General features: G+C 74.5%; 18 protein-coding genes. 6 read left to right on the plus strand and 12 right to left on the minus strand.

What is annotated here, in order from left to right:
* Positions 1 to 5: 5 nt before the first annotated feature.
* The 4 genes from ACFVS9_RS26820 to ACFVS9_RS26835 all read right to left on the minus strand — a co-directional run bounded on the left by ACFVS9_RS26820 (position 6) and on the right by ACFVS9_RS26835 (position 3860).
* Positions 6 to 1232, minus strand: coding sequence for an STM4014 family protein (locus ACFVS9_RS26820; protein WP_389936178.1), 1227 nt, complete (start codon positions 1230 to 1232; stop codon positions 6 to 8).
* A complete protein-coding gene (locus ACFVS9_RS26825) occupies positions 1229 to 2194 on the minus strand; it encodes an STM4015 family protein (protein WP_389936181.1) in 966 nt (321 codons plus the stop codon). Before ACFVS9_RS26825 ends, ACFVS9_RS26820 begins: the two co-directional genes overlap by 4 nt.
* Positions 2195 to 2201: 7 nt before the next feature.
* Positions 2202 to 3161: an STM4015 family protein gene (locus tag ACFVS9_RS26830; RefSeq protein WP_389936184.1), complete on the minus strand. Its 960-nt coding sequence runs from the start codon at positions 3159 to 3161 to the stop codon at positions 2202 to 2204.
* A 276-nt stretch (positions 3162 to 3437) separates the two neighbouring features.
* Positions 3438 to 3860 carry a hypothetical protein gene (locus ACFVS9_RS26835; protein WP_389936187.1) on the minus strand — a complete coding sequence of 141 codons (423 nt, stop codon included), beginning with the start codon at positions 3858 to 3860 and terminating at the stop codon, positions 3438 to 3440.
* A 174-nt stretch (positions 3861 to 4034) separates the two neighbouring features.
* Between ACFVS9_RS26835 and ACFVS9_RS26840 the strand changes: the two genes are divergently transcribed.
* Together ACFVS9_RS26840 and ACFVS9_RS26845 are read left to right on the plus strand one after the other, a co-directional pair.
* Positions 4035 to 4361, plus strand: a complete 327-nt coding sequence (locus ACFVS9_RS26840) for a hypothetical protein (protein WP_383118193.1) — start codon at positions 4035 to 4037, stop codon at positions 4359 to 4361.
* Positions 4362 to 4489: 128 nt separating this feature from the next.
* Entirely contained in the window at positions 4490 to 5491 is a 1002-nt protein-coding gene (locus ACFVS9_RS26845) for a DUF6745 domain-containing protein (protein WP_389936190.1), read from the plus strand.
* A gap of 706 nt (positions 5492 to 6197) precedes the next feature.
* Here ACFVS9_RS26845 and ACFVS9_RS26850 read toward each other — a convergent pair.
* Together ACFVS9_RS26850 and ACFVS9_RS26855 are read right to left on the minus strand one after the other, a co-directional pair.
* Positions 6198 to 6809, minus strand: coding sequence for a TetR/AcrR family transcriptional regulator (locus ACFVS9_RS26850; protein ID WP_383118195.1), 612 nt, complete (start codon positions 6807 to 6809; stop codon positions 6198 to 6200).
* 9 nt (positions 6810 to 6818) lie between these two features.
* Complete coding sequence (locus tag ACFVS9_RS26855; protein WP_389936193.1) at positions 6819 to 8063, minus strand: Glu/Leu/Phe/Val dehydrogenase dimerization domain-containing protein; 1245 nt, start codon at positions 8061 to 8063, stop codon at positions 6819 to 6821.
* Positions 8064 to 8217: 154 nt separating this feature from the next.
* Between ACFVS9_RS26855 and ACFVS9_RS26860 the strand changes: the two genes are divergently transcribed.
* Entirely contained in the window at positions 8218 to 8658 is a 441-nt protein-coding gene (locus tag ACFVS9_RS26860; RefSeq protein WP_389936196.1) for a PPOX class F420-dependent oxidoreductase, read from the plus strand.
* 120 nt (positions 8659 to 8778) lie between these two features.
* Entirely contained in the window at positions 8779 to 9975 is a 1197-nt protein-coding gene (locus tag ACFVS9_RS26865; RefSeq protein WP_383118198.1) for an MBL fold metallo-hydrolase, read from the plus strand.
* Positions 9976 to 10258: 283 nt separating this feature from the next.
* Here ACFVS9_RS26865 and ACFVS9_RS26870 read toward each other — a convergent pair whose 3' ends face one another.
* The 3 genes from ACFVS9_RS26870 to ACFVS9_RS26880 form a co-directional block, all read right to left on the minus strand.
* Entirely contained in the window at positions 10259 to 10885 is a 627-nt protein-coding gene (locus ACFVS9_RS26870) for an SMI1/KNR4 family protein (RefSeq protein WP_389936199.1), read from the minus strand.
* A gap of 126 nt (positions 10886 to 11011) precedes the next feature.
* Positions 11012 to 12232 (minus strand): metallophosphoesterase, encoded by a 1221-nt coding sequence (locus tag ACFVS9_RS26875; RefSeq protein WP_383118200.1) that lies wholly within the window; start codon positions 12230 to 12232, stop codon positions 11012 to 11014.
* Between the two features lie 434 nt (positions 12233 to 12666).
* Entirely contained in the window at positions 12667 to 13605 is a 939-nt protein-coding gene (locus ACFVS9_RS26880; RefSeq protein WP_383118201.1) for a LysR family transcriptional regulator, read from the minus strand.
* A 273-nt stretch (positions 13606 to 13878) separates the two neighbouring features.
* On the opposite strand from ACFVS9_RS26880, the gene ACFVS9_RS26885 reads away from it, so the two are divergent.
* Both ACFVS9_RS26885 and ACFVS9_RS26890 read left to right on the plus strand, forming a co-directional pair.
* Positions 13879 to 15210: an MFS transporter gene (locus ACFVS9_RS26885; protein ID WP_389936202.1), complete on the plus strand. Its 1332-nt coding sequence runs from the start codon at positions 13879 to 13881 to the stop codon at positions 15208 to 15210.
* A 40-nt stretch (positions 15211 to 15250) separates the two neighbouring features.
* Positions 15251 to 16897: an amidohydrolase gene (locus ACFVS9_RS26890; RefSeq protein ID WP_383118203.1), complete on the plus strand. Its 1647-nt coding sequence runs from the start codon at positions 15251 to 15253 to the stop codon at positions 16895 to 16897.
* 398 nt (positions 16898 to 17295) lie between these two features.
* Here the strand turns inward: ACFVS9_RS26890 and ACFVS9_RS26895 are convergent, their stop codons facing one another.
* The 3 genes from ACFVS9_RS26895 to ACFVS9_RS26905 form a co-directional block, all read right to left on the minus strand.
* The gene (locus ACFVS9_RS26895) at positions 17296 to 18327 is read right to left on the minus strand and encodes an LLM class flavin-dependent oxidoreductase (RefSeq protein ID WP_389936205.1); all 1032 of its coding nucleotides are present in this window, start codon (positions 18325 to 18327) and stop codon (positions 17296 to 17298) included.
* Positions 18328 to 18467: 140 nt separating this feature from the next.
* Positions 18468 to 20285 (minus strand): hypothetical protein, encoded by a 1818-nt coding sequence (locus ACFVS9_RS26900; protein WP_389936208.1) that lies wholly within the window; start codon positions 20283 to 20285, stop codon positions 18468 to 18470.
* On the minus strand, positions 20282 to 24013 hold the full coding sequence (locus ACFVS9_RS26905; RefSeq protein WP_389936211.1) for a DUF5682 family protein: 3732 nt from the start codon (positions 24011 to 24013) through the stop codon (positions 20282 to 20284). Before ACFVS9_RS26905 ends, ACFVS9_RS26900 begins: the two co-directional genes overlap by 4 nt.
* Positions 24014 to 24016: the final 3 nt, after the last annotated feature.

The raw sequence follows: 24016 nt of genomic DNA on the forward strand, positions 1-24016 counted from the left end.
CGGGATCAGGGGGTATCGATGACACGGTCGTTCCTCGTTCGGTCGTCACTCGTCGGGCCGGTCCTGCGGCGGTCGTCCTCCGGGCGGGCGGAGGGCGGGGAGGACGCCAGAACGGCGGCTATCTGCGCACCGTAGGTGTCCAGGCCCTCCGCGCCGCTGCCCGGCAGGCCCGTCAGTCCGGGCAGGAGGTCCCCGAAGGCGTTCACCTCGCCGACGGCGAAGCGCCGCCAGCCGGTGGCGGGCAGCAGGTCCACGCCCACGCACAGCGTGTCGGGGAAGCAGGCCGCGGCCTGCTCGCACACGGCCAGGGCGGCCTTCCAACTGCCGCCCGCCGCCTCGACGGAGGCCCGGGCCCCGTCCAGATCACCGCGCGCGCCGCCCAGGTGCAGATTGGTCATGGGGGACCTGCTGGTCCGCACGACGGCGTGCGTCGCCCGTCCCGCCACCACCACGACCCGCAGGTCGGCGGCCCGCCCCCGCTGGGAGGCCTTGGGCAGCCAGCGCTCGATGTGCAGACCGTCCGGCGCCAGGGCGTCGACGAGCGCCGCCACCTCGCCCTCCGTGGTGAGGTGGCGCACCCGGAGGGAGTTGAACAGCCGGCCCTCCCCGTCCCGCTCCACGGAGGTCGCCGCCCTGATCCGGCCCCGGCCCGCCGTCTCCACGGCCATCACCCCGGAGGCGGAGGAGCCGTGCGCGGGTTTCACGAACACCCTCGGCATGCGGTGCTCGGCCATCAGCCGGCGCACGTCCGTCCACCCCCGCACGGGGGCCGCGCCGGACCCCGAGGTGGGGGAGTCCGGCACCGGGACCCCGGCGGTGTCCAGAACGCCGTGGCAGAGCCGTTTGTCGAACATCACCCCGATGTCCCGGGGGCCGTCCAGCAGCACCGCCCCGGCCGACGCCGCCGCCCGCGCCACCTCGTGGACGGCCGCGGTGAAGCGCGCGTACCAGCGGGCCGAGCCCTCGACCCTGGTCGGATCGTCGCCCCCGCGCAGCAGCCGGTCCACCTCGGCGTCCTCGCCCGGTGAGTCGACGCGCACGGTCTCCCCCGGAAGGAAGACCGCCTCGCCACGCAGCACCTCCGGCCAGGACACGGTGCGCGCCGCCGGCAGCCCGGCGGCGCGCACTGCGTCCTGGAAGAGGCCGACCCTGCGGTCGGCGGGGATGCCGACGACCGCGAGGCGCGGCCCGCCGCTGGTCGCCGGCAGCCGCACAGCGGCCCGCGTACTCATTCGCTGACGGCCACGTAGCGGGCCTCGTCCTCGGCGTCCCAGCGGTCCGCCGCGTCGAGCAGGACCTGGACGCCCGCCCGGGCACACAGCTCCTCGATGCGGGAGACGACGGGATCCGAGAGGTAGTGATGGTGCAGATCCAGCACCGACAGGTGGGTCAGGGGCTGGCCGTCGAGCAGCGCCCCCGCCCCCGCGTCGCCGAGGGTGCCCATCGCCAGGGACAGGGATTCCAGCCGGGCGACCACCGGTGCCGAGGCGACCGCGGCCGCCAACTCGTCCTGCAACTCGCTGTTCTGCAGCCCCAGGTGGCGCAGACGCGGGAACGAGGGGCCGGAGAGCACGGGCGCCAGGTCCGCGACCGTGGCGTCCCCGCCGTACCCCTCGGAGCCGAACCAGAACTCCAGGTGTTCGAGCGCGGGCAGTTCGGACGCGCCGACCGCGCGCACGACGTGCCCCGGAAGCCCGCCCGACTCGAAGCGGAGCACCTTCAGCGACGGATGCCGCACCGGCCGCAGCCGGAGATTCTCCTCCCCGGGCACGGCGTCACCGCAGCCGCGTACGCCCAGTTCCTCCAGCAGGGGCAGCGCTTCCAGCACCGGGGTGATGTCGCAGAGCTGAAGCCAGGACACCTGGCACTCCTCGTCATCCACATCGGCGAGGAACAGGGCGCGCAGGGCCGGGAAGCGGTGCGCGTCCGAGACGAGCGCCGCGACGACCGGCTGGAGGGAGATGTAGTCGTCGTACCACCAGGGGCCGATCAGCAGTGCGCGGACCCGCTCGGTGTCGACCTCGTCGAGGAAGCGCCGCCAGACCTCCTCGAACGGCGCCTCGTGAGGCGGGCAGTCCAGCCGCCACGCCACGGATCCGGCGGTGGGCGGTGACCCGGCCCCGGTCGCGCCGGGCGGCGGCGGGGTGTGGACCGGCAGGCCGTGGAAGACGTCGGGATGGCTGGTTCCGGTCATCGGGCCCTCACTCCGAGACCGCGGTGTAGCGGCCCTCGGGGCCGCGGTTGTCCCACGGCTCGCACCGGTCGGCGAGGTCGACCGACACACCGTGCGGCTCCAGAGCCGCGGTGACGCGGCCCTCCATCGGCTCCGTCAGGAAGTGGTGGTGCAGGTCGAGCGAGGCGAGGTGGGTGAGCGGCTGGCCCTCCAGCAACGCGGCCGCGCCCTCGTCGCCCAGCGTGCCGTTCGACAGGTCGAGGGAGCGGAGCTGCGCGACGACGGGCGCCGAGCCGATCGCGGCGGCGATCTCGTTCTGCAGCTCGCTGTTGCGCAGGCCCAGGTGGCGCAGCCGGGGGAAGCGGGTACCCGCGAGCAGCGGCGCCAGATCGGGGAGGGACGCGTCGCCCCCGTACGCGGACACACCGAGCCAGAGCTCCAGACGCTCCAGCGCCGGGAACCCGCTGTCCAGCACCCCGCGCACGGCCTGCGCGGGCAGACCCCCGCTCTCGATGACGAGCTCCCGCAGGGAGCCGTGCTCGACGGGCGGGAACTCCAGGTCGGTACCGCCGCGCACCCCGAGGTGGGTCAGGTCCGGGAAGGCGGTGAGCAGGGCGGTGACGTCGGACTGCTCGATCCACGAGATCTCGGCCTCCTCCATCACCAGGTCCCCGACGAACACCGCCGTGAGCGAGGTCAGCCGGCGGGCCGCGGCGACAACGAGCCCGATGGGATAGGCCGACGTCTCCTCGTACGACTCACCCCACTGACCGATGATCAGGGCCCGGACACCTGACGGATCGACGGCTTCGAGGAAGGCGTCGAACTCCTCCTCCCAGCTGGCCGAACCCTCGTCGGGGCCGTACGGGTCGACGCTGACGCGCCAGGCCACGGCATCGGCCGGGGGACGCGCCGCCCCCTCGGTCCCACGCCGGAAATCGACGGCCGGGAGGCCGGACAACTCGTGCAGACGGTCCGCGTCGGACATGGCGCTGAGCTCCTGGTGCTGGAGGCGACTGATGTCTGCCAGGTTTATCAAGCGCCACTGACAACGGCGCGATCGGCCCCGCGACCACGGGCCGTTCCGGGACCGGGAGACGGCAACCGGCGGCTCGCGCACCTCACGTCCTCCTGCCGGTGCACCCCACTTCTCCCCGCCGGTGCACCCCAGTTCCCCCCGCCGGTGCAGGCCGCCGCGACCCGTCCCGGGGGCCGTCGGCGATGCTCCCGCCGCCGGTCGGGGAAGCGGAGAGCCCGAGGGCGGTCAGGTTCGGTACGGGGGGAGGGTGACGTTCTCCGTTCCGACGTCGATCTCCACCCAGGACTCATCCACGCCGACGGGGATGGGGGACGCCAGGTCGAACAGCACCGGCCGGTGGCCCATCCGGAGGCGGGCCGCCCCGTAGTCGGCCAGGTGGAGGAGGCCGCGCATGACCACCCGGTCGCCCTCCTGCCGGAGTTCCGGCACGGTGCCGGCGGCCGGCCGGGTGTTCCGGCCCCGGCGGAGGTCCGCGTCGACGGTCCGTTCGACGAGGTGCCGGCCGTCGGGTTCGTGCGGGACACCGATCCAGGGCACCACGGCGGACCCGATGGGGGTGTGCACCCGAACCCTCATGTGCGGCCGCGGGACCTGCGGCAGGCTCTCCGTGCGGACGAACATCGCCCCGTCGTGCATGACGCCACGCATCGGAGCCACGGTGAACGGGCCCCGGCTGCCCCTGCGGCCGGACGGCCCGGCAGGGCGTCAGCGGGACCTGAGCCACGACCGCCGGAACCCGCTGCGGGTACCGATGTCAGACCCCCCTCGTAGCGTTTTCCCTGTGGCCGGCACAGCGGGTGCCGGGACGGAGGGGAGACGTCTGTGTACCGGCAGGGCGATGTACTGATGGTGGCTCTGGACGAGTCGGAGGTGCCCGCGCACTTCCTCGAGGCGCCGGGTGAACTGCGCGACGGGCGGGGGAGGCTGGTCCTGGCGCTGGGTGAGGTCACCGGTCACGCGCACGCCGTTCAGGGGCCGGGCCGGCTGATGCGGGAGGCCGGGCCGTTCGGTCCGATGCTGCTCCATCTCCCCGAGGGCGGACGCGTGGTGCACGAGGAGCACGCCGCGATAGCCCTCCCGAAGGGCTGGTTCCGGGTGGTGCGTCAGCGCGAGTACGCCCCGGGCGCGGTCCGGATCGTCGCGGACTGATCCTGCGGTGCTGCGCGGTCCTTGGTGGTGCGGTGTGCGGGCCGGTTCCTCCGGAGTCGGTGGTGATCCGGTGGGAGGCGGCCCGGTGAAGTGTGGTCGAGAACAGGAACAGGGGACGGGGAATACCGATGCAGTACGTGAACGCGTGGCGGTCCGTGGCGGCGGCGACGGGCAGGGCCGACCGGGCCGCGGCCGAGGACGGGGTGCGGCGCGCCTACCGTGGCGCGGGGCTCGCGGAGCCGGAGCGCTTCATCTGGGCGGACTCGCCCAGGGCGGCCGTCGAGGTGGTGGAGAAGCTGGCGGGTGCGGGACGTTCGGTGCGTGAGGAGGTCCGCACCCGCCCCTGGGCGGAGGAACGCCGCCGGATGTACGACGAGCTGGGCCCGGCCGGATGGTCCGCCCTGTGGTCGGCCACCGGGGCCCAGCTGTGGGAGACGACGGCCGCGCTCGCCGAGCGGATACGGACGGGAGTCGTCGCCGAGCTCGCCCCGCGGCCCGAGGACGAGGCGTCCGTCCGCCTCGTGCTGCTCGACGCCGTCCTCGGCCAGCACGACGCGGCCTGGCTCGCGGCCTTCGACGGACGTGGGGACCGGCTGACCGGGCTGGCCGAGGTGGCCAGGAACGCCGGCTGGTGGTGGCCCTACGAGCACGCGGTGGTGATCAGCGAGAGGCCCGAGGCGCTCCACCGCGACGAGGCCGGACGGCTCGACCGGGGTGACGGCCCGGCCCTCGCCTACCCGGACGGATTCGCCCTGTACGCCTGGCGGGGCATGCCGGTTCCGGCCGAGTTCCTGGACGGCCTGACGAGCCTGACCCCGGACCGGATACGCGCGGAGGGGAACGCCGAACTGCGCCGCGTCATGCTCGAGTACTACGGCTACGACCGCTACCTCGCGGAGTCGGGAGCCAAGCCCGTGCACAGGGACCGTACCGGAATCCTCTGGCGTATCGCGATGGAGGGGGACGAGGACGTCGTGATGGTCGAGGTCGTCAACTCGACGCCCGAGCCCGACGGGACGCACCGCACCTACTGGCTGCGGGTGCCGCCCAGGACCCGCAAGGCGAAGGAGGGTGTCGCCTGGACCTTCGGGCTCGAAGGGGAGGAGTACGCGCCGGTGCGCCAGACCTGACGGGCCGTGCGGCCGTCCGCAGAAGCCTGCCGGACGGGGGGCCGGGGTTGCTGCGTTGCCAAGCTGGGGGCAGGGGTGAGGGGTGACGGGGGCTGCGGCCCCGGCGGGGGCCGGGCCAGTGGGCGGGGGAGGTGGCCGTGCGTGCTCGGGCGGGGCTGCGGCCGTGGTGCGCGCGGAGGGGGCCATGCACGGGGGAGCGATGCGCGGCGGTTCGGGTCGGCGTATGGCGAAGGGCGCCGGGTGTGCCTGGGCGGGAGCGCGGCCAGGGATGCGGGGAGGCCGCGGCGAGGGCGTTCGGGCCGGTGGCGGTGGTCCAGCGGCCGAGAGATCCGGACCGTGTACGGCTGTGAGGGCCAGGGGCCAGGGGCCAGGGGCCGGAGGCTGCGGGGTGTCCGCGCGCCATGACAGACCTCCGGTCGCCGGAGATCCAGGGCCCGTACGTATCCCGGCCCGTACGAATTCCGGCCCGTACGAATTCCGGCCCGTACGAATCCCGATCCGTGGGACTCCGGTCCGTGGGGTCCCGGTCCAGGGGCCGCCGATCCTTCGTACCCCTGATCCTTGGGGCCCTGGGCTGTGGGGGACCGGGCAGGGCTGTGACCCCCGGGGGTGGGACCTCACCGGGTTCTGGGACGGCGCCGGACTTGGGGGACGGTGCCGCGCTGTGGGAGACACCGGGCCTGGCGATGGTCTGCGGCAGTTGGGCTCAGGCGGTCAGAACCTCGTGGTCGATGCCGAGTTCGCGCGCGAGCGCCTCTTCCGTCCACCGCAGCATGGTGGCCCTGGAGAGCGGGCCCGCGTAGGACGTCATCTGGACGGCCAGCCCGTCCAGGAGGGCGGTCAGCCGCCAGGCCACGGACATCGGGTCCTCGCAGCGGAACTCACCCGCTGCGGCTCCCTCCTCGATGACCTCGGCCAGCTCGGCCTTCCACTGCTGGTCGAGATCTCCGGCCACGTCGCGCAGCACCGGATCACGCAAGGAGGAGGACCAGCCCTCGATCCACAGCCGCCACCCCTTGGCCTGACCCGTCGGCGCGTACCAGCGCACGGCGGCCCGGAGCCGCCGGACCGCGCTGGTGCGGCGGGTCAGCAGCCTGCGCAGATGGGCGAGGTCGGACTCCGCGGCGTAGGCGAACGCGGCGGCGACCAGCTTCTCCTTCGACGAGAAGTGGTAGAGCACCAGGGCGTTGCTCACTCCGAGGACGGCGGCCACATCGGCGATCCGTACCGCCGACACGCCCCGGACCTCGATCTGTTCGACGGCAGCGCGCAGAAGTTCCTCGCGACGCTCCGCCACGCTCAGCCGTACTCTCGCCACGCGGTCACCTTAGCCAACGCCCTGCTCCGCACGTCCGCCCGCGTCCCCGCCGGACGGCCCGTACCAGCCGAACCGCTCGGCCATCACCGGCAAGCGGTCCGCGACGAGCGCGTGCGCCGCCGCACGGGGAGTGCTGCCGTCCGCCGCCGCTCGCTCCAGCACGCGGTCGACGAGGGCGCGCATGGAACGGCGGGTGTACCCGAAGGCCTCCTCCGCGCCGGGTCCGATGTCCCCGAACAGCGTCCACCACCACCACGCGTTGGTCGCGGAGTTGACGACCACATCGGGCAGCACCGTGATCCCGCGCGCGGCGAGCAGCGCCTCCGCCTCCGGAAGCACCGGCATGTTCGCCGCCTCGACCACCCAACGAGCCTTGACCAGAGCCTGATTCACGGCATCCACGGCGTAGGACACGGCCGCCGGAACCAGGATCTCGGCGTCCGCGGCCAGCCAGGCGTCGGCGGGCAGCTCCAGGTCCCGCGCGCGCAGCGCGCCGCGGTCCACCGTCCCGTAGGCATCCCGCGCGGCGAGCAGCGCCTCGACGTCCAGGCCCGCGGGATTGGCGATCGTGCCCTTGACGTCGGCGACCGCGACGACGGTCAGGCCGGCCTCCGAGAGGAAGCGCGCCGTCGCCCCGCCCATGGTGCCGAACCCCTGGAGGGACACCCGGGCACCGCCGTGGGCCACACCCGCCCGCTCCAGTGCGGCGAGGGCGGATTCCGCGACCCCGCAGCCGCCGACCAGCTCGTCCAGCCCGATCCCGTCCACCGTGACCGCGAAGGCGTCCGCGAGGCGCCGCCGTGCCTCCGCCTCGTCGTCCAGCAAGGGGTAGACGGCCTGGACCGTGGAGACGAGCCCGGCCTCCGCCGCGGCCCGGTCGACGAGGTCCTGGCGGAGCCCGAGATCCTCGCCGGTCGTCCAGACGCTCTCCACGTACGGGCGCACGGCCCGCAGGAAACGGACGAGCACCCCGTAGGCGGCCGGGTCCCGCGGGTCGCAGTCGATGCCTCCCTTGGCGCCGCCCAGGGGGATGTAGCGCGCCCGCGGGGCGTCGGCGTCGAAGTGCAGCGCCTCCTTCATCGTCATGCCCCGTGCCAGGCCCGCCACCTCCGCGAGGGTGCAGCCCTCCCGCATCCGCAGCCCCCCGCTCGACACACCGCGCACCAGCCGGTCGACGACGAGGTACCCCCTGGTGCCGGTGACGTGGTCCGTCCAGGTCAGGGAGATCAGCGGGGCGGGGGCGGGGGACGGCACGGCGCGGCTCCTGGGTGGCCTGAGTCGATCTACTGAACAGCGAGTCAGTATCGGGAAGCGCCGCACCGCTGTCAACGCGGTCCGGAGGGCGGGGGTGACATCGCCGTGCGGCGGAACGAGGAATCCTTCGGCTGGTACGGACGTTGGAGTCGGCATGACGGACATCGAATCCGCGCGCGAAGCGCTGCTCCGGCTCTTCGGGGAGTACGACGGCGGAGTGCTGGTCACCCTCAAGCGTGACGGCAGGCCCCAGCTGTCCAACGTGAACCACGCCTACTACCCCGACGAAGGGGTGATCCGTGTATCCATCACGGAAGGCCGTGCGAAGACCCGTAACCTCCGTCGGGATCCCCGGGCCGGCTACCACGTGACCAGCGACGACCGCTGGGCCTGGACGGTCGCCGACGTCACCGCCGAGCTCACGCCGCCCGCCGCGGACCCCCACGACGCGGTCGTGGAGCAGCTGATCGCCCTCTACCGGGACGTCCGGGGCGAGCACCCCGACTGGGACGACTACCGCAGGGCGATGGTCGAGGACCGCAGAGTCCTCCTGACCCTGAGAATCGAACACGTATACGGCCAGCCGCGTGCCTGACGCCGCACCCGCGACACGGCTCCGGGGAGGGCGCGAACGTTGCTCCGTTCACCGTCGTGCTCTCGCTCTGTCGTACCTCCCGACCATAATGAGACGACACCGACTCCCTCAGGAGATGTTGTGACCGGCGCAGACAACCAGCCCTCGCTCCGTACAAGACTGCGCTCGCTGCGCCCCGACTCCTTCGGAGCGGACCCGGCGGGGGCGCGGATGGAGCGGATCCGCCGCTCGCCCAATTTCGCCGACGGAGTCTTCCAGAACCCGGAAGGGGCCCGGACCAGGCCCACGGGCTCCATGCTCGAATTCGCCAAGGTGTACTTCCAGAAGGAGGAGCGGGCGCGCAGGTCCCCGCTCGGTACCGTGCCCGTCCACGCCACGACCCTCGCCGACCTGGCCGCTCCGGCGGCGACGGGCCTGAGGGTGACCTGGCTGGGCCACTCCAGCGTGCTCGTCGAGATCGACGGACGCCGGGTGCTGTTCGATCCGGTCTGGGGGGAGCGCTGCTCGCCGTTCCCGTTCGCGGGACCCAAGCGGCTGCACCCCGTACCGCTGCCGCTCGCCTCCCTGGGACCCGTCGACGCAGTCGTGATCTCCCACGACCACTACGACCACCTGGACCTGCCGACGATCAAGGCCCTGGCGGGGACGGACACGGTCTTCGCCGTGCCCCTCGGGGTTGGCGCCCACCTGGAGCGATGGGGCGTCCCCCTGGACCGCATCCACGAGCTCGACTGGAACGAGACCGCCCGCGTCGCGGGCATCGGCCTGACCGCCACCCCCGCGCGGCACTTCTGCGGCCGGGGCCTGCGCAACCAGCAGCACACACTCTGGGCGTCGTGGGTCGTGACGGGGCCGGAGCACCGGGTCTACCACAGCGGGGACACGGGGTACTTCTCCGGCTTCCAGGACATCGGTGCCGCGCACGGCCCCTTCGACGTGACCATGATCCAGGTCGGCGCCTACTCGGAGTACTGGCCCGACATCCACATGACACCGGCCGAGGGGCTGCGGGCACACCTGGACCTCCAGGGGGGCAAGGCGCACGGTGCGCTGCTGCCGATCCACTGGGGCACGTTCAACCTCGCCCCGCACCCGTGGTCCGAGCCCGGGGAGTGGATGCGGGAGGCCGCCGCCGAGGTCGGGCAGGCGGTGGCGCTTCCCCGTCCGGGTGAGCCGTTCGAACCTGCGGGGAAGCTGCCCGCGGACGCCTGGTGGCGTGCCGTCTCGGCGCCCATCGCGCCCCACTGGCGCCGTGCGGAGGTCGCGGAGACCGCACCGGTGCAGCAGGAAGAGGTGGACCTCGCGGGCGAGCGGTGACGGGGGAGCGCGCGGTGCCCGGCGACGGCCTCGGACGCTGAGCGGCCTGCCGCGCGAGGCACGGGATCGCGTTGCGGGCGGCCGTCCGAGGTCCCGTACGGGAGGGAGGCCGGGCGGCGGTGCGGCGACGTCCGTGCTCCCTCCCCTGCGCCCGGTCCTCCGCAGCTCGCCGTAGTCCCATGGAGGTGGGGGCGGGTGTGGTCCCGGGCGGAGGTTCGGGGCCACGTGAGGACGGCGTTGCCGCCCGCAGGGTGCCCGGCCTCTCGGGGTGTCCCGGCCGGGTTCACCAGCCGACGAGGTCCGTGGAACGTCGAACGAGCCAGTCCGTGAACGACACGGGCTCACCGTCCAGGTGCAGAGGCAGGATCTGGTCACAAGTGGCCCGGCCGTCGAACCACAGGGAGCCGGAGTGCGGACCGGTGACGACGAGCAGGGTCGAGAAGCCGCAGCCGTTGTCCTGGAGGAAGACGGCTCCGGACGTCTTGCGTTCCTGGAGCACCGCGTATTCGGCGTCCCACTGTTCGTACGCCGCCCGGTAGCCGCTGTGGTCCGGGAAATGGTCCGGCAGGGGCTCGCGCGCGTCCAGGTCGTCCTCATGGGCGCGGTACGAGTCGGGATGCGGGAAGGCCGTGGCGAGAAGCCCGTAGTTGGTGTGCGTGTCCCCGTGCCAGCCCCACCCCGCCGCGGATCGGCACAGGTGGTTCACCGTGCCGCGCACCTCCTGCCGGAGCAGGTACTGACGGTACTGGTCCGGGAACGCGATGCCCAGCGCCGCCTCCGCTTCGCCGATCTCCGCTTCGGACAGCGGCGCCGCCCGGCAGGAACTCCGCACCGATGGGGGAGAGCTGGACTGCGCGAACCGCCGCCCCCGGGCCAGGCGTTCTGCTTCCGCGATCCAGTCGTTCGTCACGGGAGCGAGGGTAGACCGGCTCCCGCTCCGGACCGGGTGGGGAGCTGACGATGCCCCGTAGCCCCGTAGCCCCGTAGCCCCGTAGCCCCGTGGAGCGCTTCGGGCGGAACGCGGGCCCGCCTTCCGTTACGGGGCGGGAGGCCGCTGAGGGGAGCGCAGGACGAGCAGGGTGATCTCGCTGGGGGCGAAGACGCGGAACGGCGGGCCCCAGAAGCCGGTGCCGCGGCTGGTGTAGAGGAGCGTGCGGGCGCCGTGGCGGCTGAGGCCGGCGAGGGCGGGCTGGTCGATGCGGACCAGGTGGTGGAAGGGCCAGATCTGGCCGCCGTGGGTGTGGCCGGAGAGCTGGAGGTCGACACCGCCGGCCGCTGCCTGGTCGATGAACTTGGGCTGGTGGGCCAGGAGCAGCACGGGCAGGTCGGGGTCGGCCCCGTCGAGGGCTCCGGCAAGGTGGGCGCGGTGGCCGGCCAGGCCGGAGGACTCGGCGGTGACGTCGTCCACCCCGGCGACCACGAGGGTGTCGCCGCCGCGTTCGAGCAGCAGATGGCGGTTGCGCAGCGGCTCCCAGCCCAGTTCGTCCATCAGGTCGACCCAGCCCTGGGCCTCGCTGTAGTACTCGTGGTTTCCGGTGACGTAGACCAGGGCCCGCGTGGCTCGTACGGTGGCGAGCGGCGCGGCCTGGGCGCGGCGGCGTTCGGCCGTGCCGTCCGCGATGTCGCCGGTGTGGCAGACCAGGTCGGCCTCCAGCGTGTTCACCGTCTCGCAGACCCGTGCCGACCAGCGTGCGCGGTCGAGCGGGCCGTAGTGGGTGTCGGTGATCAGGGCGACCCGTGTGCCGTCCAACCCGGCCCCCAGGCGCGGGAGTTCGACGTCGAGCCGGCGTACCCGTGGCACTCGGCGGGCCTCGGCGTACCCCCAGGCGAGCAGCACGGCCGAGGTGCCGAGGACCGCCCAGGTGACGATGCGGGCCCGGTCCTGGCCGTCCCCTACGCCGGCCACGGCCAGGGCGGGACGCAGCAGGACGCCGAAAAGGACGGACCAGGTGAACAGGACCCAGACGGCGCCCAGCAACGTGTCCCCGACGATCGCGGCCCGGTCCTGCTGCCGCCGGCCGTGGCCGCGCATCATCGCGATGGGCATGCCGATCAGGCCGAGGGCGAACAGGGCGGTGCCGGTCAGTGCGACGGGGAGCGGCCAGCGCTGGCCGGTGTGGAGCAGCACCCAGCAGGGCACGGCCCACAGCAGGACGGGGGCGATCAGGGGGATGTACCGCATCAGGCGGCCCAGCAGGGTCCGCCGATTCGCGTCCGCCGTGCTGTCGCTGGGCCGGGTCTCGCTGGTGTCGGTCACGCTTCCCCTCCGGAAGTTGCCGGGCTGCCGTCGCGCGCACTGTATCCGGTGGTGCTCGGGCCGGTGCCACGGGCGGGGTGCTCACGGTGGCAGCCCCGTGCGCGGTCCCGTACGGCGAAAGCGTCGAGGCGGCCACCACGGCCAGTCTCGCTCACCCGGCGTCGGCCCGGTCCTCGCCCGGCAGCCTCCCGGGGCGCCGGGCCGACGTGTGACCGCCCGCCGTTCCACCCGGGGTGGCTGAACCGCGCCTCGCGCAGAGCGTTGCCGCAGACCTCCGGGCCTCGGGGCCTCCGGGCTTCCCGGGGCGGTGGCGTCCCCCGCCCTCCGGCCATGGACGGCGCGGTCGGGCAGCAGCAGCACCCTGCCACGGGCGTGCCCACCCCCCCCGGCGATCACCGTCCGTCGAACGGTGCCGCCGATCCGTCGAACGGTCCTCAGGCGCCGGGGCCGGGTCGGTGCCGGTCGTCGGCCGGGTTCGCGCGGCTGCCGGGCCTCCTGCCGCCGTCGTTGGCCATGAGCCAGCTCGACAGCTCCCGCATGGCCGCGTCGATCTCGTCGTGCGCGTAGTGGTCGGGGTCCCATCCGGCGTACAGGGAGATGGTGAGCGGACGGCCCAGGCAGGTCAGGCCGCGGGTGCGCAGGTCGAACTGCGGGTGGTCGACGACGACGCAGACGCCGTGGCCCGCGGCGGCCAGCGCCTGGGCCATGGCCTCGGACTGCGGCTCGAACGCGGGGCGCAGCGGTGTGCCCTGCTCGTACAGGGCGCCGTCGAGGGCGCGGCGTACGGCGCTGGCCCGGCTGCTCACGATGACCGGGTGGCCGAGCACGCTCACCAGCTCCAGGTCGCCGCTCCCCTCCAGGGCCAGGGGGTGGGAGGAGGGAATCTGGACGCTGATCCTCCGGCCGCCGAGGCGCCGCGCGGCCATACCCCCGGGCGGCGGACCGGTCGAGATGCCGATGTCGACGTCCCCGGCCGCCAGCCGGTCGTAGACCTGATCGGGTTCGCAGGCCCGGGCGTCGGCGAAGGGGCCGCCGAGTTCGGCGACGAACGGAGCGATGACGTGCGCGATGGTGGAGGCGGGGCAGGCCACCCGGAACTGGAGCGGGCTCTGCCCCGAAACGGCTTGCAGCAGTTCCGTACCGCGGGCGGCGCGCAGGGTGAGGTCCCTCGCCACGGGTACGAAGCGCCGTCCGGCGGCCGTCAGCTGGACCCCCGCGCTCGTCCGCCTGAGCAGTTCCGCGCCCAGTTCGCGCTCCAGGGACCGCAGCTGCCGGGAGATGGAGGGCTGGGCCACGTGGACGCGTGAGGCGGCCGCCGTCATGGAGCCGGTGTCGACCACCGCCAGAAAATAGCGCAGGACCCGCAGTTCCACAGTGCCTCCTCATGCCGGGCAGGTTCGCCTTCCCGGCGCCCTCGCAGCCCCGGTCGGCTGCACTCGGCGAGGGCCATGCCTCCGGGCTATGGCCGTGCAGCTCAGAAGGTACTGGACTGTATGGCCGGTCCGCCACGACACTATGGCGAACCGGACAACGCAGATCGAACGGGCACCCGCAGCGTCGCGGTCAGCGCAGGGCCCAGCCCATCGCACCTCGCGCCCCGCACCGGTCGAATCCGCCGGAACCGCAGCTCACTCCCGGAGTCAGCCATGCCCCAAGCCACACCCAGCCGCAACGCCAGACGCGCCACCACCGCGTCCTTCATCGGGACCGCCGTCGAGTGGTACGACTTCTACATCTACGGCACCGCCACCGCCCTGGTGTTCGGCAAGCTGTTCTTCCCCGGCGCGAGCCCCGCCGCCGGTACGCTCGCGGCCTTCGCCACCTTCTGGGTCGGCTTCCTCGCCCGCCCTCTCGGCGGGCTGATCTTCGGCCACATCGGCGACCGGGTGGGACGCAAGAACGTCCTCGTCACCACCCTGGTCCTGATGGGGACCGCCACCACCCTCATCGGCCTGCTGCCCACCCACGCCAGCATCGGCGTCGCCGCACCGGTCCTGCTGGTCCTGCTGCGCGCCATCCAGGGCATCGCGGTCGGGGGTGAGTGGGGCGGTGCCGTGCTCATGGCCACCGAGAACAGCGACCGCGAACGCCGCGGCATCGCCGGCATGTGGGTCCAGCAGGGCTCACCGGCCGGGTCCATCCTGGCCACCCTCGTCTTCATCGCCGTGGGCCGCCTGCCCGACGACGCGTTCATGACCTGGGGCTGGCGCGTGCCCTTCCTGCTCTCCGCCCTGCTGGTGGTCATCGGCCTGGTCATCCGGCTGAAGGTCACGGAGTCCGCCGAGTTCGAGGCGGCCAAGCGGCAGGAGGACGCCGCTCCGAAGATTCCCGTGGTCGAGCTGTTCCGCAGCTCCTGGCCGCTCGTCCTGCTCGGTGTGGGCGCCAGCGCCATGGGCATCTCGTCCGCCTACTTCACGAACACCTTCGTCCTGTCGTGGGCCACGAGCGACCTGGGCGTGCACCGGGGAACGATGCTCAACATCCTCCTGGTCCTCGCCGTCATGCAGTTCCTGTGGCAGCCCCTCGCGGCGCTGCTCGCCCAACGGGTGGGAACCGTACGCCTGATGGCGGGCGCCTTGATCGCCAACATCGTCGTCGCGGTGCCGATGTTCCTCCTGATCGCCACCCGCGACAGCACGCTCATCGGGGTGGGGCTCGCCCTGGGCGTACTCACCGGGTGCAGCTACTACGCGCTGCTGGCCGGCTTCCTGTCCCAGGCGTTCCCGGTCAAGGTCCGCTACACGGGGGTCTCGCTGGCGTACCAGCTGTGCAGCACCATCATCGGCGGCTCCACGCCCTTCGTCGCCCAGTGGCTGCTCACCCGGGGAGGCGGCCACTGGCCGGTGGTCGGGTACTACATCACGCTCCTGCTGCTGACCACGGTCTGCGTACTGGCCCTGGCCCGGCGGAGCTCCGGCCGCCCCGAGGCCGCCGGATCCGGCACCCGGGAGCCGGAGGACGTGCCCACCGTCGCGTAACTCCCGCCGCACGCACGAACTCCCCCGGAGGGAACCAGCCATGCACCTGGACGCACTGTTCACCAACGGCCGCTTCACCACGCTCGACGCGGACCGGCCCACCGCCCACACCGTCGGAGTCGTCGCCGGACGCGTCGTCGGCCTCGACGACGAGGTCTCCGGATGTACCGCCGACCACGTCCACGACCTGCGGGGCGCCCCCGCGGTCCCCGGCTTCAACGACGCCCACCAGCACCTGAGCCTGCGTGGCCGCCGCCTCCTCCAGCTCGACCTGCACGCGGGCACCGTCCCCACGCTCGACGCCCTCTACGCCGCGGTACGGGAACGGGCGTCGCGCCTCGGCCCCGGCGAATGGCTCTTCGGAGCGGGCTACGACCAGAACAAGATCGGTGCCCACCCCACGGCCGAGGCACTCGACGCAGCGGCCCAGGGACACCCCGTATGGCTGGAGCACGTCTCCTGCCACATGGGAGTGGCCAACACCGCCGCCTTCGCCCGCGCCGGATACACCGACCGGACCGGCGTTCCCGACATCGACGGAGGCCACGTCGAACGCGCCCCGGACGGCCGCGCGACCGGTCTGCTCCAGGAGACCGCGCAGCACCTGGTGACCCGGGCGTTCCGCCCCACGCCCGTGGACGCGGTCGTCGCCGCCATCAAGGCCGGCAACGACCAGGGCGTGACGGAGGGCATCACCAGCATCACCGAACCGGGGATCGCCGCCGCCGAACACGTCGGGCACGGGCCCGCCGACCTGCACGCCTTCCACCGTGCCGTGCAGGAGGGCGTGCTGGACATCCGCACCACGGTCATGCCCTACATGACCGTGCTGCACGACCTGGGCGCCGTCGGTGACGGGGACACCTGGTTCGGACTCGACCTGGGGCTGCGCAGCGGCTTCGGCGACGACCGCCTGAAGATCGGCGCCACCAAGATAGCCACGGACGGCTCCCTCATCGGCCGCTCCGCGCACATGTGCTGCGGGTACCACGACGAACCGGAGAACTCCGGGTTCCTGCAGTTCGACGAGGACTGGCTGCACCGCACGATCACCGAGGCGCACCGGTGCGGCTGGCAGGTCGCCGCCCACGCCATCGGGGACGCCGCCATCGACGTCGTCCTGGACGCCTTCGAAGCGGCGCAGGCCGCACACCCGCGCCCGGACGCACGCCACCGCATCGAGCACTTCGCCGTCGCCTCCGACGCACAGGTCCGCCGCCTCGTCGCCAACGGCGTCGTCCCCGTCCCGCAGGGACGTTTCGTCTCCGAGATCGGCGACGGCATGATCACGGCCCTGGGCCCCGAGCGCTCCGCCCTCTGCTACCGGATGCGCAGTCTCCTGGACGCCGGAGCCGTCCTCCCCGGCAGCAGCGACGCACCGGTCGCGCACGGCAGCCCGCTGCTCGGCATCCACGACATGGTCAACCGCCGCACGGCCACCGGAGTCCCCCTGGCACCCGCCGAGGCGGTCACCCCCGCACAGGCGCTGTACGCCTATACCGTGGGTTCCGCCTACGCCGAGCATGCCGAGGACCGCAAGGGCAGGCTGGCGCGGGGCATGCTGGCGGACTTCGCCGTCCTCTCGGACGACCTGCTGACCGTCGCTCCGGACCGGATCGCCGGTCTGTCCGTCGGGGCCACGGTGATCGGCGGCCGGGTCGTCCACGACGACGGCGCACTCGGCTGACGTGACCTGACCTGACCTGACCTGACCGGCCGGCCCGGCGACGTCGCCGGGCCGGCCGTCGGGGCCGTGCGGCACCGATGGGACGTCAGGACCGTGCGGCGCCGGGCCGTCCGGCCGAAGCGGCGGAGGAACCGCCCGCGCGGGACGCGGTGTCCGCCCGCGGTGTGCGAGCGGTGTGCGAGCGGTGCCGATCGGGCGGACGGGGTGGGTCCGGCTGCCGGGCCGGGGGCGCCGGGACGCGTGCGTGCGCCCGGTGCTCCCGGCCCGCGCCCGTTCACCGCGTCCGCCCACGAGGCCGGCCGGGCGGTGCGTTCCGTCCGGCCTGTTCCTCGCCGTGGCCACGGAACGCCCCGCGGCCCGTCCGCGTACGACCGGTCCGGCCCCGGGGTGGCCCTGCGTCAGGGGCCGGATGTGCGGCCGAGCGCAGGGGCCAGCTTCATCGCGATGTCGGTGAGTATCTGCTCGTAGTCCTCGTGCTCGAAGGTGAAGGGAAGCGCGAAGGCCACCTCGTCCACCTCACGGAACGCCGCGTGCGCCTGCAACCGCTCGGCGATCATGTCCGAGGTACCGACCAGGTCGGGCGCGAACATCATGCGTGCCGGGCCCTGCGGCGCCGTCGTACGGGGCAGCCGCTCGGCGGCGTACCGCTCGTACCTGGCCCGCTGCTCCGGTGACGCCGAGTCGGTGGGAACGACGACCAGGCCCTGGGAGACGCGGGCGGCCTCCCCGTCGGGGTGGGCGGCCCGGAAGGCGCGGATGTGCGAGAGCTGGATCGCGGCGAAGTCGGCCGGCTCGTCGGCGGGTGTCTCGGCCTTGACGACGCTGCTGGTCAGCAGGTTCATCCCGTGCTCACCCGCCCACCGGGCCGACCGCAGGCTGCCGCCGCCGTACCACATCCGCCGGGACAGCCCCGGTGCGTGCGGCTGCACCCGGTCGGAGAAGACCTCGAAGCCCTCCGTGCCGCCGGATCCGGTGGCGGGTTCGCCCCGCACCAGGTCCAGCAGCCTTTCCACCCGCCCGTAACCGAAGTCCTCGGCGTCCCCGGTCTCCGGGTAGAGGGCGTCCTTGACCCGGTCGTAGAACATCGGAGGACCGACGCTGACACCTGGATTGAGGCGGCCGCCCGACAGGACGTCCACCGTGGCCAGGTCCTCGGCGAGCCGCAACGGGTTCTCCCAGCCGAGCGGGGTGACCGCGGTGCCGAGCTCGATGCGCCGGGTGCGCTGCGTGGCGGCCGCCAGCACGGCGACGGGGGAGGAGATGCCGTACTGCAGATGGCGGTGGCGGACCCAGGCACTGTCGAAACCGAGCCGCTCGCCCAGCTCGATCAGCTGGAGCGTGGACTCGTGTCCCCGGCCCGGGTCGGTCCCGTCGAACAGTCCTATGGTCAGGAACCCCAGCTTGCGCAGCGGTCGTGATGTGAGTGGCACTCAGCCCTCCAACGGTGGGTCGCCCAGCCCTACGGGCGTGACAACAGGAGGCCGTCCCACGGTGTTCCCGCCGGCCGGGTGTGCTTCCCGGCCCGGCCGGGAAGAGGGCCGCCGTCCGCCCGCTTCCCGGAGAGGGCTGGTCAGGCGGGGGCGGGGAGTATGTCCGGTGCGGCCGTCCCCGCCCGTGCGGCGTCCCAGGCCGCCGCGCACAGCGAGTCGGACACGGCGGACACGTAACGGGCGGCGGAGAGCCAGTGGGTGGCGAAGCCGTCGGGGTCGGCGGGCAGCAGGCGGCCGAAGGGGTCGCGACCGCGCCGGGCCGCCGAGTCGCACAGGGCCGAGAGCAGGCCGGCGGCCGTGGGAAGGCCCGCCGTGCGGAGGCGGCGGGCCTCGGCGGAGAGGTCACCGAGCATGCCGAGTGCGGCCCGGCCCCCGGGGACGGCCTGTTCGACACGTCGCTCCAGGAGGTGCAGGGGTGAGCCCGCGTCGCGGTCGCCGGGCCCCGGCGGCACCGGGTGCACGCGAGCGGCCGGGGCGGGAAGGTCGGCACGGCGCAGACGGTCGAAGCCGAGGTCGACCGTGCCCTCACCGGTGGGGTGCGAGCAGGCGAGGAGTGCGAGCCGGGGATGGGGCGCGGGTACCAGGCGGCCGATGACCCGCAGCCGCGTCCCCGGCGCCGTGGCCAGGAGCATCACGTTGTCCCGGTGGGCCAGGGCGGGGTCGTCGTCGGCGACCGTGAGCCGGACGGGGATGCCACCGTCGCACAGGGCGAGCAGGCAGGTACCGCCCGGATCCCGTACGGCGCCCAGGAGTTCGACGTCCAGGAAGAGCAGGTCGCTGCCGCCGCCGTCCGGGTCCCCGTAACGCGACACGGCCGCCAGAGCCCGTGCGGCCTGCTCGGAGGGCGGTACCTCCCACAGGGCGGCGAGCGGCGGCTCCGTCCACGCCGCGCCCCGGGCGGTCACGGCCCTGACCCCCTTGCCGGCGCCCAGCCGGCCGTCCGGCGAGACCGTGGCCCCCGAGACGGCCAGCCCGGCCCGGCCCAGTTCCCGGTGGGTGAGCGCGCTCTCCCCGAGGCGGACCGCCCGGTCGGCCACGCCCAGGGCGCGTCCGACGCCGCCGGGTGCCACGTCGCCGACCGTGCAGAGACGGCCGTCGGCCCCGGCGACCCAGGTACGGGCGCCGCCGTGCCCCGAGGCGGTCACCACGGGTTCGGTGAACAGGCCGTACAGGCGCAGCGAGCCGTCCGGGCTGTACGGGCGGCGTGCCCGGCCCCGGACGGCGGCCAGCTCCTCGCCGGACGCCGTCCCCACCCGGTGCGCGGTGCCCAGGACTTCGGCCAGCGCGGTGACGAGGTCGGCGGTGCGGTAGGACGGGTCACCGGCACGGGCCGCGCGCAGCAGCGTGACGACGGACAGAGCGGCGCCCGCGGCACGTGGCAGGTGTTCGAGCCGGGCGGTGTGCGCGGCACGGAGGAGTGCCGCCTGGGCGACGGCACCGGCCCCGTCGACGCCGGCCTCCAGCACGGCAGCGGCCGCCGACCACACGGCCTCGGCCGCCGCGCGCTGGGCGGGGCTCGCCACCTCGGGTGCCGGGGCGGTGCCGTCGGGGTGCGGTGCGGGCAGCGGCGCGGCCGGGGCCGGCTGCCCGGCCGGCCCGGGGGCCGGGTCCGAGGCCGGCGCGGCACAGGCGGCGGCCGCGCGGTGGACGCAGGCCGGGGCGAGAAGACAGCCACAGGTGATGGCGTCCGCCGTCGCCACCACCCCGCCCGGGGCGTGCAGACGCAGATCGGTCTCCTCGTCGACCGCGATCGTCACCGTGTCCCCGTCGCGGCGCGCCGGACGGGCGCCGAGCTTGGTGACCGCCGCGTCCAGCCGCTTGCGCAGCCGGGGCGAGAGGTCCTCCACCAGGGTGGCCGTGACATCCGGCGCGACGGGCGGCAACTGGGCGGCGGTCATGCGGTCTTCTCCCCTATCCAGCGGGCCAGTTCGAGCGGGCTGAGCGCGGCCACGGGCATACCGGCGGCCACGAGCTGTCCGGCGACGCCCGTCGAGTAGCGGGGGCGGCCCGCGTCGTCGAGACTCGCACACCCCAGGACGTGCGCCCCGGTGGCCACCAGGGCCCGCACCTCGGCCAGCAGTCCGCCGAGCGGGGCGCCCTCCTCGAAGTCGCTGATGACGACGACGAGCGTGCGGGTGGGCACCGTGACGAGGCCGCGCGCGTGCCGCAGCCCGGCGGCGATGTGCGTGCCGCCGCCCACGCTCACCTCCAGCAGGAGCGAGAGGGGGTCGTGGACATGGCCCGTGAGGTCGACGACCTCCGTGGAGAAGGCGAGGAAGTGGGTGCTCAAGGCCGGTACACCCGCCAGTACGGACGCGGTCAGCGCGGACCAGATCGTGGACGCCTCCATGGATCCGGACACATCGGTGACCAGGATCAGCCGCCAGTCGGCCGAACGGCGGGCGCGGCTGCGGAACACCGGCTTCTCGGGGATCACCTGGACCGTGCCCCCGGCCGTCCGGCGGGCGGTGGCCAGATTGGCGCGCAGCGTGCGCGGCAGGTCCAGCCGGCCGCCCGGGCGCCGGGTGGGCCGGGCCAGCACGGTGCCGGTGAGGGCGGGCCGCAGCCGGGTGGCGAGCTCCCGGGTCAGTTCGTCGACCAGCCGGCGGACCAGGGGCCGCAGCGCCGCCAGACGTGCCTCGGGCAGGCCGCCGGCGTAGCGCAGGACCGTACGGAGCAGCTCCACCGAAGGGGTCGCCGCCGCCGGGTCGATCTCGGCGAGGACGTCCTGCCGGCCCGTCGCGGCAGCGGCGGCCAGGACCTCCTCGCGGACGCCGGGACCGAACAGGGCGGCCAGCTCCTCCGACCATTCGCGGACTCCTGGGAACGACGCCTCGCGCCCGCCGTTCCTGCCCGGACCGGGAAGACCGCCGCGTGAGCCCTCGCCGCGCCCCTCCCCGTAGAGCTCGTCCAGTGCGGTCGCCAGCCGGGCCGCACCGGACGGCAGCCGGTCGGGGCGCCGTCCGAGGACGAGCCGCCACCGGTCGGCGGGCGCGAGGGTCCGCGCGGGGGCGGCCGGGGTGCCCGCCCCGGCGAACGGTGCCGGGGGAGGGGTGAGACGGTCCGGCCCCGGCGGGAAACGGCCGTCGTGCGCGCCGGACGGTACGGGCAGGCCGAGCCCGGTCAGGAGCTCGCGGGCCGAGAGGTCGGCGGCCGTCCTGGCCGCCAGTTCGGCGGGGTCGTCGGCGTCGAGACCGTCGACCCGCGCACCGAGCCTCTCCTCGACGGTGTCCAGCAGCCGGTCACGCGCGGCCGGGCTGAGGGTGTCGAAGCCGCCGCGCAGGGCGGGCAGCCGGACCAGGAACCCGGCGTCGTCCAGCTCGACGACGCGGGTGAGCAGGGGATCCAGCGTGGCCGATCCGACGGTCAGGAGCGGGCCCGCCGCCGTCAGGACGCCGGTGAGGCGGGCGGTGAGCGCGGTACGGGAGGCGCTGTCGACGGCGCCGTCCACCCAGGAGGCGACGCGCACCCCGAAGGCCTCGGCCTCCTCGTGGCCCGTGAGCACCCGGACGGCCCCGGCAGCCGCGGCGATCAGCGGGGTGCCGTCGGCGGCCAGCCGGGCCAGGGCGTCGGTGAGCCGGATGCCGCCCACCCGGTCGGCGCGCTGGGACAGTTCGAGCAGGGCGCGGGCGTCCTCGGGCTCCTCGGACCCGGTCAGGCCGTCCACCTGGCGGACCGCCGCCGAGGTCAGGAGCTCCGCCGCGTGCGCGATGCGGGCGGCACGGACGGGAGCGGGGGCGACGGAGTCCGTGGCGGCCCCGGAAGCCGACGGCGCGTCGGGAGCGGCGAGCCCCGGCAGGTGGCCGGCGCCCACACGGTCCAGGAGTCCGAGCCCGGTGAGGATCTCGGGCAGGGTGCCGCTGGACGGGAGCACGGCCGCCAGTTCCGCGAGCCGTTCGTCGGCCAGGCCGGGGAGCCCGCACCCGGCGGCCTCCGTGAGACCCCTCATCACCTGGGCCGCCGTGGGGCCGCCCTGCGCACGCTCGGCCGAGTGCCGCTGCCGCAGCACCCCTTCGGCCGCCTGGGCCGGGGTGACACCGCGGGCCCCGGCCGCCACGAGCATCGCGGCCGTCGCAGGCGTCCATCCCACCTGCCAGCGGGTCGTCAGTCCCTCCGAGCCCGCGGCACCCGTCACCTCCAGCTCGTTCGCGTACGGGATACCGCACACCGCCAGCCTGCGCAGCAGCAGTTCGCGCCGCCGGTCGAGGGGGGAGCGGACCGGGTCGAGCCGGAGATCACGCGGCGTCCGCTCGTGCGCGTCCTGCGGCCCCGGGAGCGACAGCGCCGCCGTCTCGGCCTCCACGGCCGGACCCAGGCCGCCGCGCGGAGCGGCGGGAGCGGGCCGTCCGGTGCGGTCCCCGACGAGTACGCGTTCGAGGGCCCGGGCGACGGCCCGGCCGGTGCCGTAGGTCTCGCCACGCCCGAGCACCGTCGTCACGGCCTCCAGGAACTCGCCGCGGCCGGGGGCGGGCAGATCGCGCAGGCGCGCCAGGTCACCGGCGACCCGGACGACCTCCCTGCCGTCCGCCGGGCCGTAGGGGTGGCCCTGTTCGCGCAGGGCCGCGCAGACACGGACCGCGGTGCGGATCAGTGCCTCGTGCGTCGCGGGCGGCGAGCCTGCGGCCTCCAGGACCAGGTGCTGCCACTCCGGGTCCCGGATGCCGGCCGGATACCCGGACCGTGAGTCCAGGAGCGGATACGTGTACGGGATCAGGGAGACCGTGCAGGCCTCCGGCGCGGCGGCGCCGGTCACGTGGGCCCCGGTGTCTGCCTCCGGCGGGACGGCGGACACGTCGGGCTCCCGCGAGGCCGGTGCCTCGCGGGCGTACGCCAGCAGCGCCGGGGTGTGGAAGGCCCCCACCACCACGGCGGGACGCCGTCCGCCCGCCAGGGCCTCGGCGACATGCCCGCGCATACAGGCCTCGCGCGTCAGGTCCCCGGCGTCCACGCCGCCCCGTGCCCCGGCCTCGTACCGCAGCGCCCAGCCGGTGAGCAGGGCGGCGCGGCGGAGTGCCTCGGGTGTCGAACCGGGAGCCGGGGCCTCCACCAGCCGGTCCCAGAGGTCGTCGCCGTCGCGGCCGGTGAGCCGGGACCGCAGCGCTGCGGACAACCCGTCCCCTTCCCCGCGTACGGGCAGGGGGCCGGTGTCCGGGACGGGCGCCGAGGCCGCCGGCCCGCCCCGTGCCCAGGCCCGGTCGGCCAGCGGAAGATCGCAGGCCACCGCCGGGACGCCGTTCCGCGCCGCCCAGCGCAGGGCGACGAGTTCGGGCGAGAAGTCCGCGAACGGGTAGAAGGCCGGCCCCCGTTCACCGGCCTCGCCCGTCCCGTCGGCGGGCACGGCGGCCAGCGCCACCGGAGCCCGGGTCTCCTCATGGGCCAGCCAGCCCAGCCAGGGCTGGAACTCGGCGGGCAGTTCGACGAGGAGGACATCGGGGGCCGCCGCGTCCAGGAGCGCCGGCAGGGCGGCCGCCAGCGAGGGCGCGTGGTGGCGCACCCCGATCAGGAACGGCAGCCCCGGACCGGTCGCCGCGAGCGCCGCGACCGCGGCCTCCGGAGTGGTGGGCCCGTCCGCCGGGACCGGCGGTGAACCGGCCGGCGACGCCCCGGCGTTGATCGACTGGTTCATCCC

The sequence above is a fragment of the Streptomyces sp. NPDC058008 genome (genome assembly GCF_042886395.1).
Taxonomy (GTDB): domain Bacteria; phylum Actinomycetota; class Actinomycetes; order Streptomycetales; family Streptomycetaceae; genus Streptomyces.